The sequence below is a fragment of the Ureaplasma diversum NCTC 246 genome, assembly GCF_000731915.1.
Lineage (GTDB): Bacteria > Bacillota_I > Bacilli_A > Mycoplasmatales > Mycoplasmoidaceae > Ureaplasma > Ureaplasma diversum.
In genome coordinates, this window is the sequence record NZ_JFDP01000055.1 from 16040 (window position 1) to 27961 (window position 11922).

The 11922-nt window shown below is 27.2% G+C and carries 7 protein-coding genes; 5 read left to right on the top strand and 2 right to left on the bottom strand.

Going from position 1 to position 11922, the window contains the following annotated elements; all coding sequences use genetic code 4:
- From UDIV_RS02525 to UDIV_RS02545, 5 genes are all read left to right on the top strand, one after another.
- On the top strand, nucleotides 1–1791 hold the full coding sequence (locus UDIV_RS02525) for a Vmc-like lipoprotein signal peptide domain-containing protein (protein WP_038102914.1): 1791 nt from the start codon (nucleotides 1–3) through the stop codon (nucleotides 1789–1791).
- Nucleotides 1792–1843: 52 nt separating this feature from the next.
- Nucleotides 1844–2452: a hypoxanthine phosphoribosyltransferase gene (gene hpt, locus UDIV_RS02530; protein ID WP_156021872.1), complete on the top strand. Its 609-nt coding sequence runs from the start codon at nucleotides 1844–1846 to the stop codon at nucleotides 2450–2452.
- Nucleotides 2452–4611 carry an ATP-dependent zinc metalloprotease FtsH gene (gene ftsH, locus UDIV_RS02535; protein ID WP_038102918.1) on the top strand — a complete coding sequence of 720 codons (2160 nt, stop codon included), beginning with the start codon at nucleotides 2452–2454 and terminating at the stop codon, nucleotides 4609–4611. Before hpt ends, ftsH begins: the two co-directional genes overlap by 1 nt.
- 352 nt (nucleotides 4612–4963) lie before the next feature.
- Complete coding sequence (locus UDIV_RS02540; protein WP_038102920.1) at nucleotides 4964–5188, top strand: heavy-metal-associated domain-containing protein; 225 nt, start codon at nucleotides 4964–4966, stop codon at nucleotides 5186–5188.
- Between the two features lie 2 nt (nucleotides 5189–5190).
- Nucleotides 5191–7341 (top strand): heavy metal translocating P-type ATPase, encoded by a 2151-nt coding sequence (locus tag UDIV_RS02545; protein WP_038102922.1) that lies wholly within the window; start codon nucleotides 5191–5193, stop codon nucleotides 7339–7341.
- Nucleotides 7342–7701: 360 nt separating this feature from the next.
- On the opposite strand, the gene UDIV_RS02550 is transcribed toward UDIV_RS02545, so the two are convergent.
- Nucleotides 7702–10365, bottom strand: a complete 2664-nt coding sequence (locus tag UDIV_RS02550; RefSeq protein ID WP_038102925.1) for a DEAD/DEAH box helicase family protein — start codon at nucleotides 10363–10365, stop codon at nucleotides 7702–7704.
- Complete coding sequence (locus UDIV_RS04735) at nucleotides 10365–11861, bottom strand: DNA methyltransferase (RefSeq protein WP_222702325.1); 1497 nt, start codon at nucleotides 11859–11861, stop codon at nucleotides 10365–10367. The genes UDIV_RS02550 and UDIV_RS04735 overlap by 1 nt, the downstream gene beginning before the upstream one ends.
- Nucleotides 11862–11922 lie beyond the last annotated feature (61 nt).

Below are 11922 nucleotides of genomic sequence, written 5' to 3' on the forward strand. Positions count from 1 at the left end.
ATGAAGAAAAGTATTAAGAAATATTTAATAGCATCTAGTGCTATCTTAGTAGCATCTAGTTTAGTAGCAACAGTTGCAGTTGCTTGTACACCAACAAAAAGAACACCTTTAGTAGAAGGTTCAGAGCAAGCTAACCAATCAGGTTCACAAAATAATAATAATAATAATAATAATGGATCAACATCAAATAGCAAATCATCACTATTTGATTTTGATTTAACTAAAACAAGACCATCATTTGCTGAAAAGCAAAAGATTTATTTAAGTGATAAAAATAAAGAAATTATTAATCAAGAAATTGAGATCTTTAAAAAGAAATTAGCACAAGAAGTGGATTTTGATACTAAACCAGCTAAATTAGTTTGAGATCCATCAAATCTACCTGATCAATTTAAACAAGATCCAAGATTTATGATTGATAATAAGTTTTTAAAAGAAGTAAAACATACTGATATTCGTTTATCTACTTTTTTACCTTTTGTTAATCAAGGAATAATGCCATTAGTTTCAAAAATTGAACCAAATGAACAAAAGAACTTAGTTACATTATTAGTTAATGAAAAACAAAAAGAAGATCAACCAATTTATGTTAGCTTTAATCCATTTATTATAGGTAATTACTTAAACTCTCCACTTTTCCTTTATGATGTTCAACATGGAATTGTAAGAGATTTATACTGATTTAAAAAAGATCAAAATTCTAAACAATGAAAACAAGCTACTTTAGAAGGTTTTATTCCTAATAAATCAATTAGACTTCCATCTAGTGAATTATTAAAAGCTCCTGATTTTGATCCAGCGAATGAAAAAGTTGTTAATTTAGTTTTAGAGCTTAAAAATGAAAATAATGAAAAGATAACTTTAAATTTAGAAGCTAAACCAAGATCATTTATTCAACGTGATAATTTAAGAAGATATGTTTATGAAAATCCTGAAGTTAATTTCAGCGAATTAAAAGGTAACAAATTTACTTTTGTTTCATTAAAAGCTAATGGAAATGATAAAGATTTATTACCAGACCAAATTAAACAAAATCCAATCTTTGTTAGATATCAAAAAGATGAAAAAGTTGCACCAGTATTAGGTGTAAGATTAAATACAATTATTGAAGATAGACATGCTTTAAGTTATATAGGTCAATATATAACGGTTGATCGAGTTATCTTTGCTCAAATCCAAAACAGATTAACTAATAATAAAACACCATTCTTCTTTAATAAAAACTTAAAAGAGGTATCAAGATCTGATATTGATAATATTCTTATTCCATACTTCTTTACTAATGATCCATCACTTAATTTAACACTTCGATATGAAGTTTCTGATGTTGATTTAAAGTCTCAAGAATTAGCAATTACTGCTGTATTTAAAGATAAAACAACTAATCAAGAATACAGAACAGGAAAAATATTCTTTGGGTTTGATAAGTTTGAAAACTTAGAACAAGAAAAGATCATTTTAAATACAGAATCAAGTCTTTATACTGAACCAGGATATGATGAAAATACTGAAGCTGGTAAAAAGAAAATTAAAGAATATTTAGATAAAAATAAACTAACTTATGAAAACATCAATTCTTATGAACAAATATCAGATATCTGAACTGTAATTCATTCAGAATTTGACTTTGAAAAATTTGAACATCCAAAAATTGGATTAATTAAGAATGATGATAAATCAATTACATTAACAGTTTCTATGAAACAACGATATGTTAATGGTGAAGTTAAAACAAGTGATGATTTTGAAGTAGTTAAACAATTTACTATTAATTACTTTAAAAATAACTAATTAATAAAATGTTATAATAATTAGATAATTTATAGACATTACGCAGGAGATTATCATGGGCATTGATCCAAGAATTAAAGAGGTTCTAGTAACTGAAGAGCAAATTAATGAGCGAATCAGTGCTGCTGCATCATGAATTAATGAAAACTATAAAAACAAACAACCAATTATTGTTGGTATTTTAAAAGGATGTATCCCCTTTATTGGACGTCTTTTACCACAAATTACTGTTGATGTTAAATTAGATTTTATGGCAATCAGTAGTTTTAAGGGTGGAGTAGTTGCGCAATCAGAACCTGAAATTATTACTGATTTAAGATTTGATGTTCAAGGAGAAGACATTATTCTTGTTGAAGATATTGTTGACACTGGACGAACAATTAAAAAAGTAATGGAATTATTAACTTTACGAGGTGCTAAATCAATTAAGTTAATTACTTTAGTTGATAAGAAAGATGGACGTAAGGTTGAATTAGAAGCAGACTTTGTTTGTTGAGACATTCCTTTAGTTTTCATAGTTGGGTTTGGTCTTGATTATGAAGAAATCTTGCGTAATCTTCCATATATTGGTGTTCTTAAAGAAGAAGTTTATAAGGAAGATATACTTAAACAAGCACTTAAAGAAGCAGTAGCTAATAAAGAAGAGAGTGAGGATAATTAATGCAAATTAAAAATTGATTAAGAAATCTATTTGCATCAGATCCTAAGGATAGTTCAAAAGAGCCAAATCGAATTGATGATTTAAGCCAACCAAAACCACAAAACAAAACTCCAGAAAATAAACGACGAAGAAACCAAAAAATCATTACTTGAATTATTGTAATAGCACTTATTAGTACAATCGTTGGTGTGATCATCTACTTTGCAACACGTCGACCTTATGATGAAGTTTTTGTTAAACAAGCACAAACTGAACAAAGAGTTGTTAAGATTACAAAAGCTAATCCAACTAATGATTATTCACAACCTGAAGTTCTTACTTTTGATGAAAATAATATTCGTAATGCAGAAGTAACAATTAAAACAGGTAATAGTTATCGTGTTGTTGCTTCAACAATCAATTCTCCTAAGAAATTTTCATTCACTGTTGTTAAAGAAGGAATTGAAAAGTTTAGAATTGGTGAAACATTAATTCATGTTCCAATTAATCAAACTGCAACTGGTTCAGAAACAAATAACTGAAATTGATTCATTGGTATTATTTTAGAAAAAGCAAAATTACCAAATCCTGGATTTAATCCACAAGTTATTATTTCACCATTAATCTCTATTATCTTTATAGCGATTATGATCTATGTAATGTCTCGAATGGCTCGTGCTCAAAATGAGTCATTACTAGGAACAGGAAAAACTAATGCTAAACTAACTAAATCAAATGTTAGATTTACAGATGTTGCAGGGATTGCTGAAGTTAAACAAGAATTAATTGAAATTGTTGACTTCTTAAAAGATCCACGTAAATATGTAGCAGCTGGTGCAAGAATTCCTAAAGGGGTTATTTTATATGGTCCTCCAGGAACTGGTAAAACATTAATTGCTAAAGCTGTAGCTGGAGAAGCTAATGTACCTTTCTTCCAAACAACAGGTTCTGCTTTTGAAGATACATTTGTTGGGGTTGGTGCTAGAAGAATTAGAGAATTATTTGAAAAAGCACGTAAAGCTGCACCTGCTATTATTTTCATTGATGAAATTGATTCAGTTGCTAAAAAACGTGGTAATTCATTAACCGCAGTTCAAGATCAAACAATTAACCAATTATTATCAGAACTTGATGGGTTTGAAACATCAAGTGGGGTAATTGTAATGGCTGCAACTAACCGTCTTGATACATTAGATGATGCTGTATTAAGACCAGGACGTTTTGATCGTCATATTTCTGTTAACTTACCTGATATTGCAGAACGTGAACAAATTCTAAAAATTCATTCACGTAACAAAAACTTATCAGCTAAAGTTAATTTAAAAGATATTGCTCGTCGTACACCAGGGTTCTCAGGTGCTCAGCTTGAAAACACTTTAAATGAAGCTGCTTTATTATCAGTGCGTGATAACAAAACTGTTATTACAATGAAACACTTAGATGAAGCAATTGATCGTGTAATTGCAGGACCTTCTCGACCAAACAAAGTAATTACAGATCGTGAACGTAAACAAATTGCTTACCACGAAGCTGGACATGCTCTTGTTGGATTATATACACCTGGTGTTGATGTTGTTCAAAAGATCACAATTGTTGCACGTGGACGTGCTGCTGGTTATACTTTACAAACACCAGAAAAACAAGAAAACATCTTACAACGTAAACTTGATTTAATTGGTCGAATCCGTGTTGCTTTAGGGGGACGTGCTGCTGAAGAATTAATTTTTGGTGTTGATGAAATTACAACAGGAGCAGCTAATGACTTCTATAAGATTACATTAATTGCTAGAGCAATGGTTGCTTCTTATGGAATGACTTCACTTGGTCTTACTCAACACATTCTAACTGAAGGTGTAGAAAACCCATACCGTAACAACTACTCTGAACAAACAGCTCAACAAATTGATGTTGAAGTTGAAAAAATTATTCAACAAGAATATGCTTTTGTTAAGGAATTAATTCTAAAACACCGTGATGAAATGGATATGATTGTTGAAACATTACTAGAACTTGAAACAATCTTAAAACCACAAATTGATTACATTCACGAACACAAAGAATTACCTAAAGAAGTAATTGAAGCTCGTGAAAAACGATTAGCTGATGAAGCTAAGAAATCAGATGATGATGCTGAAGAAGCTGATGTAGTTGACGAACAGTCAACTAATAAACAAAATTAATTAAAACATAACAAACAAAAATACCAGGCATTAAGCTTGGTATTTTTGTTATTTAATAATGCTTTCATCTTAGCAGATCTAGATAAATTTATAATTGATACAAGCACTAAAAATAGATTAGCTAAATGCATTAGTCATCATTTAGCAGATTTAAAATAAACATAGATTTTAACAATATAACTATTCAAATAATATCAATAAAAATAGATTGATTTAAAATAAGGAACATAATTAGTTCCATTTATAAGTATATCTTAGTTGGTAGATAAATAATTGGAACAAAAACAGATATAAAAAGTGGAACATTTAAAAATATTTATGCTATTATTTTTTACATCCAGGAGGTAATAGTATGACCTATCTTCTTTTAACATCAAGCAATATGCATTGTGGATCTTGTGCTACAAACATAAGAGATGCACTAAAAGAGTTTGAACTTAGTAATCTAAATGTAAATATTTTAAGTAATGAAATCGAAGTTGAATTTGATGAAAATAATTATCAAATACAACAAATTCTAGATTCTTTAAGTAAGCATGGATTTAGTTCTGAAATTGTTGAACAATATAAATATTAATTATGATTTTAGCTAAAATATCAAAACGTTTTAAAAGTTTACCTGCTATTAAACAGAATTATTACCATTCATTAACTAAAACAGTTTTAGGTTTAGTTATCTCTTTACCATTAATGGTATTAGAGATGATTATTATGTTTAAAGGTCATAATTTGTTTGATTTAAAAGGTAGTGTTATTTATAATTGAACCATTTTTGCAATTAGTATTTTTGTAGTATTTGGCTTAGGGTTTAATTTCTTTAGAGATGCTTTTTATGAGATCTTTAAATGGAAACGATTAGGAATGAATATTCTAATCAGTTTATCAACTTTTATTGGGTTTGCTTATAGTGTTTATATTACAATCGATTTAACAATTAGTTTTGCAAATGCAAGTGGATTAAACCATCATAAGAGTGGTTTTTTTGAAACTGTTTGTATGATTGTAGCAACAATGAATGTTGGTTCACTTGTTAATGATCGAATTAAACTAAAAGCTAATCAAGATGTTAAAGCACTTAATAATTTACAAATCAAAACTTATCATGCATATGATCTAGAAACTAAAACAACAGAAACAAAAGCTGTTTATGGTTGTGCACTTAATGAATATGTACTAGTTAAAAAGGGAGAAATTATTCCTTTAGATGGAATTTTATATTCAGAGATTTGTGAAGTTGATGAATCTTCATTAACAGGAGAAGCTAGACCAATTATTAAGAAACAAAATGATAATTTGATTTCTGGATGTATTAATATTGGTGATCCATTTGTTTATAAAGTAACTAAAACATATGCTAATTCAACCATTAAAAAAATTATTAATGGGGTTAATAAGATTGCCAACTCTAAACCAAAGATTCAACAAATTGCTGATAAGATTTCAATGTGATTTACACCAATCATTTTATTAGCAGCAATTCTTGCTTTTTTATTACAAATGTTTGTACCTACGATTCAACAACTACCAATTGCTTTTAGTAATATCGAATTACATAACATTGGATATAGTAAAGTAGATAAAGCAATTTTTGTTAGTGTTGCGGTATTAGTTATCTCTTGTCCTTGTGCTTTTGGGATTGCTATTCCTTTAGCTGTATTAATTGGAGCAAGCAAGGGTGCTAAGAATGGAATCATGTTTAATAATGCTAATATCTTTGAAAAAATCAAATCAATCAACGCTGTTGCTTTTGATAAAACAGGTACTTTAACTAATGGAGTTTTAGAACTAGTTAATATTAAAGGTGATCAATCTGATTTAGATATTATCTATGCTCTTGAAAACACTTCCCTTCACCCTTTAGCTAAATCTTTTATTAAGTATGCTAAAGCTAATAATATTAATTTATCTAATAAGATTAGTAATATTAAAGAAATAGCTGGTGTTGGTATATTTGGATATGATCAAAACAATAACCAATATTGTTTAACATCAGTTCAATATGCTAAAACTAATAAGTTTGTTTTTGATCAATCTATTAATCAAACAATTAATGATGATACTAATAGTAATGAATTAATTAGTTATGTTGTTTATAGTGTTAATAATCAAGTTAAAACTTTATTAATGTTCTCTGATCAAATCAGAGCAGATGCTTATGAAACTATTAAATTATTAAAACATCATAACATTGATGTTTATATGATTAGTGGAGATAATGAACAAACAGTTAAAAAGATTGCTAATGATTTAGATATTAATCATTACTATTATGAAATTAAACCAGAACAAAAAGCAGAAATCATTGAACAGATTCAAAAAGATAATAAATCAGTAATTTATGTTGGAGATGGAATCAATGATCTATTGGCTTTAAAACAAGCTGATTTATCAATCTCTATTGATATTCATAATAAAGCAGCTAATTCAATATCAGATATTAATTTATTAAACAATGATATTTTAAATATCTTTAAAGTAATTAAATTAACTAAGATTACAAGAAAGTTTATTTGATCTAGTTTAATGTGAGCATTTGGATATAACCTTTTATTTATTCCTTTAGCTATTGTTGGTATTATTCCAGCTTTTATAGCCGTATTAATTATGGCAACAAGTGATATTGCAGTTGTATTAAACTCTTTATTATTTAAAGGATTAAGAATTAAAGTAGCTAATTCTAAAACAGCTCATAAATTAAGATTGAATACTATTAAAGATAAAAGAATATAAGATAAAAACCAGATAATGTAGAAGAGATTAATTCTTACATTGTCTGGTTTTTTAGTTGTTGATAAGGGGGGGAGTGCTTTATTAAGAAATTGATGATTTTTAATTAAGAGTAAATAGTTAGAACAAAAGGTATTTCTACTGTTAAGTTAAAGAAAACAAGATCTAGCTGGTTACAATCTAACTCACTATAAATCCAATCAATCATAAAGCATGCAATGAAATAAATATCCACTCATCTTAGAATAAGTTAATTATGTTTATAAAACATTATTATAAGTTTTTGATTTGTTAACTAATATTTCAATCCAAAACATAACCAGTAATCAGCAAATGACCACTAGCTATCTTTTTATAAATAAATTATTTAGTGTTATTGACTCTTTTTATATAACTTTCTATATCACCAATGATTTTATTTCAGTTTTCATCATTAGTATTGGCTTCACGATTGAAAAAATGTGAACCAAATATTTTATAGTTTTTATCATGTAATGTTAAATCATTTGGAATTTCATGCTTATCTTTTATTGCTAATAAAAATTCTTCTTTTCATTTATCTAAAGCCTCAATATGCTCACCTTTAGCTTCGGCATATATTTGAAATAAGTAACTCTTCTTCTCATTTTTATTTTGAATTAATAATAAGAAGTCAGGTTCAAACCTTTCTCCTTTATCAAAAGAATAAATAGCAAGTTCAGGAATTCGTTCATTTCTAATTAAATAGAAATCAATCCCTTCTATTTCTTCAAGTTCAGGTTTAATTTTCTCATTAAAATATTTTATGAAATCTTTTTCTTCTGTTGTACCGTAATTATCATTGTACACATATCAATTTTCATTACTTAAATTCAATCGATATTCTTGTTTGTCTGCATTGGTTTGAGAATTACCATGTCCATCATTTTTTGTTGGTTTAGAAATATTAATGATTTTATCTTTAATTACATCAGCTATTTTATGAGCGTAAAATTGTGTTGTTCCTTCATATTCTTGTTTTAAATTAGAAAGATATGAAGCAATGTTACTAAATGATTGAACAAGAGATTTAAAAAGATCAATAGCTCTAATTTTATTTGTAGAAGATTCAATTTCTAATTGATTATTTCCTAATCAATTTTCACTTGTTAAGAATTCTCTTAAACTTTTTAAGTTAGGATATTTTTCTTTTAAATAATCAAAGTTTAGTTCTTTATAAGAAGCTGCAGCTGCAGAGATGATGTGGTAGTCAATATCTTTAAATGTAAATGTTTTTTGTTTGTGTTCTTGTTTTGATGTTTGTTCATCTTTTGTTAACAAGTTATAAACAGAACCGCTGTTAGTAATATTATTCAGTTTATAAAAATACTTTTTAATCTGTTGTTTAGTTTCTAAAACATTATTGCTTGATTTTTTAACAACTCTTTTATTAGAAAAAACAAACCCATTATTATAGATATCGGTTTTTTTAAAACTATCTTTTAATTTGTATTCGATTTTAGTAGATTCTTCATCTAATAAACCAGATTTTTCTAATGCTTTTTTTAGTTCATAAATATATGCAGAGTCATTTTTAGAGTGGAAATACATTGTTTCAAGAAGACGATATTTATTACCTACATCTGCATCATATTTACGTTTAAATCGTTCTTGTTCTTCATTAATTAAAAAAGGACAATAACGAGCACCACGACCAATTAATTGAGCTTCTTTAATAGTATAAGCACCAACCTTGCCAGGTTTTCCACTTCCCTGTCTTGTATCATAAAGTCTTACTATATCAAATAGATTTAAAACATCTCATCCTTCGTTTAGCATATCAACAGCAAATATAAAACGAATGTTGTTATTTTTATCTTCTAATGAATTAAGTTTAAGTTGATTTTCTTTAGTATTATCTTTAGTATTATTAATTAATAAAGAATTTTCTTTACTAAAACTATTTTTAAGTGATTGAATTAAGAAGTTTAATCCGTTTTCTTTGGAACTAAAATATTCTATTGCTTGAGTTAAAGCTTCTATGTTTGCTGTTTTTAGATTAGTAATTTCAGCTGAACTTAATTTATTTAAGTTTTTAAAGAACGAGTCATAAAAATCTTCGGATTCTGCGATCTTTTGAGATTTAAATAAAACAACAGGTTTGATGTTGGTCTTAGCATCGATGAATAGATATTTACGATATTCACTCATAATCATAGCCATCAATGATCGTTCTCATGTATCTGATGATGTTGCAAAGTTAGCAAAATCTTTTGTATACTTAGATTCTCTAAATTTTAATAATGGATAATCATAGATAATCTTATCTATATATTTTTCTCTAACATTTTTATCATTTAAATCTGCTGTAGCTGTGAACTCTAATAACACATTATCTTTGTTTTTATTAAAAACTTTCATAACTGAGTATTCTCAAGAATTAAAGTTTTCTTTTTGTGGTGAAGACATTTTAGTTATTGTGTTGATGTGATGTGATTCATCAGAAATAAAAACAATTTTATTATCATCAAAGTCGTGATAAGTTATTGAGTTTTCTTTAGATTGGTTTAAATCTAAATGAAGTTTTTGAGTCGTTGTAAAACAAATATTGATTTCATCAGTTATTAAAGAATTGGTTAATGAAAAGTTATCAACTTGATTCACTTTCAACTTTTGCCCTAAATAAATTAGTTCATCACTAAATAAATACTTACTAGACGAACTATTTAAAAAGTTATCTTTTGTTTTTTCTAGAATGTTTGTTTGGTTAACAAAAAACAAGAAGTTTCTATAACCTTTTTGAAATAAATAAAGGATAAGTCCCGCCATAATTACAGTCTTACCAGATCCAGTAGCCATATGGAACAAAGTATGGATATTCTTATTTTTATTTTGGCTTTCTTTTTCATAATATGTTATGAAATATCTAAGTGCATCTTTTTGGTAATCTCTAAGTTCGATCCGAGATGATAAACTTTTTTCAACGAAATCTGGCAATTCCTTTAAAAGATTATCCTCTTTTAAATAATCATATTTTTTATATAAATAATCTTTATTTTCTTTACTCATTACTTATCACCATAAAAAGCCTTATTGAAATTCTTATCGTTTTCACTAATGTTATATTCAGCATCTTCAATGCTTGAATAGTTTACATATAGTTTATTTTTATCAATTAATTTAATTAATGCTTGTTTTTGTTCATTAAGGTTTAATGTATTAAATTCTTCATCTAAAGAACTAATATCAGCACTAAAAACATAAGGAACTATTCTATCGTCTTTTAGGATTAATTCCTTAATTTGATTGATGTTTTCATCTGTGGCATCTTTGACTTTTTCAATTAGTTCTTGGGCGTCTTCTTTAAGTTCAAGGTAAACAAAATTGCCTCCACCATTTCATTTTACTGATTTAGAAATACCACCTTGTTCCCCGTTGGTAACTTTTTTCATTCTTTCAATAACAACATCTTTGATGTAACCCATTTGTTCCACACCAATATATCTTCTTCCCATTTTGTGGGCAGTTGCTGCAGTTGTTCCTGAACCAAGGAAAAAGTCAAGGACAAGGTCGTTAGGTTTAGTGCAAGAAGATAAAATGGTTTGAATCAAATTTTCTGATTTAGGGTTTTTAAAAACAGTTTTATCAAATAATTTTTTCAAATGTGTTGTTCCACTAGCACTACTTATATTAACAACGCTTTGAATAGGAAGTAAAGCAGGTCTTAAGACATATTGTTTATCATTTTTAACAAATATTTCACTACGATCCACAAATTCTTTTTTTATTACATTTTTATTATTTTTAATAAGAATTTGATCATTATTTCAATACTCTTTGAATTTAGTTTGAATACCCCAAGTTCAACATCCTAATACATTACCAGATCTTTTAGGTGGTCTAATAATTTTATAACCTAATGATTTTAAATAATCATCAGTCATATATATTTCATTTTCATTAGAGTTTATAGTTAAATTACTAACATCATGGTCTGCTAATGCAACTGCATGAATTATATTGTTGCCTTTTTTGAATACTTTGAAATCATTATAACCTAAATTGTTTTTATCTATTAGTTTGTTATTTTCAATAATACCATTCTCATTACCTTCGTAATAGTAAATTGTATAACCTAAATTAGGTCTATCAATTAATCTATTGTTATTGCCAGTTGCTCCATTTTCATTGCCTTCATAGTAATGAGCAATATATTCAGGATTTTTTCTATTTGTAGATTTGTTTTCAGTTAATGAAAAGTCTTCCTTGTTTTTAAGATGATATTCATCTTTAAAAACTTCTTTTTCTACATAATTAGTATATGTTAGAAGCAAATCATGATAATTTTTAACATATACATGAATATACTCGTGATTTCTTTGTATTGTTTTGCTATCGTTCTGAGTATTACCTTTTAATTGAATTAACATTCCATAAAAATTGTTTCTTCCAAAAACTTCATCCATTAAAACTTTCAAATAAGCTTGTTCATTATCATCAGATTGTACAAAGATAACACCATCATCCGCTAATAATCTTTTAGCTAACTCTAATCTATTCTTCATAAACATGAGTCATGTTGAGTGATTGAATGAATCATTATATTCAAATGAATCATTCCCTGTA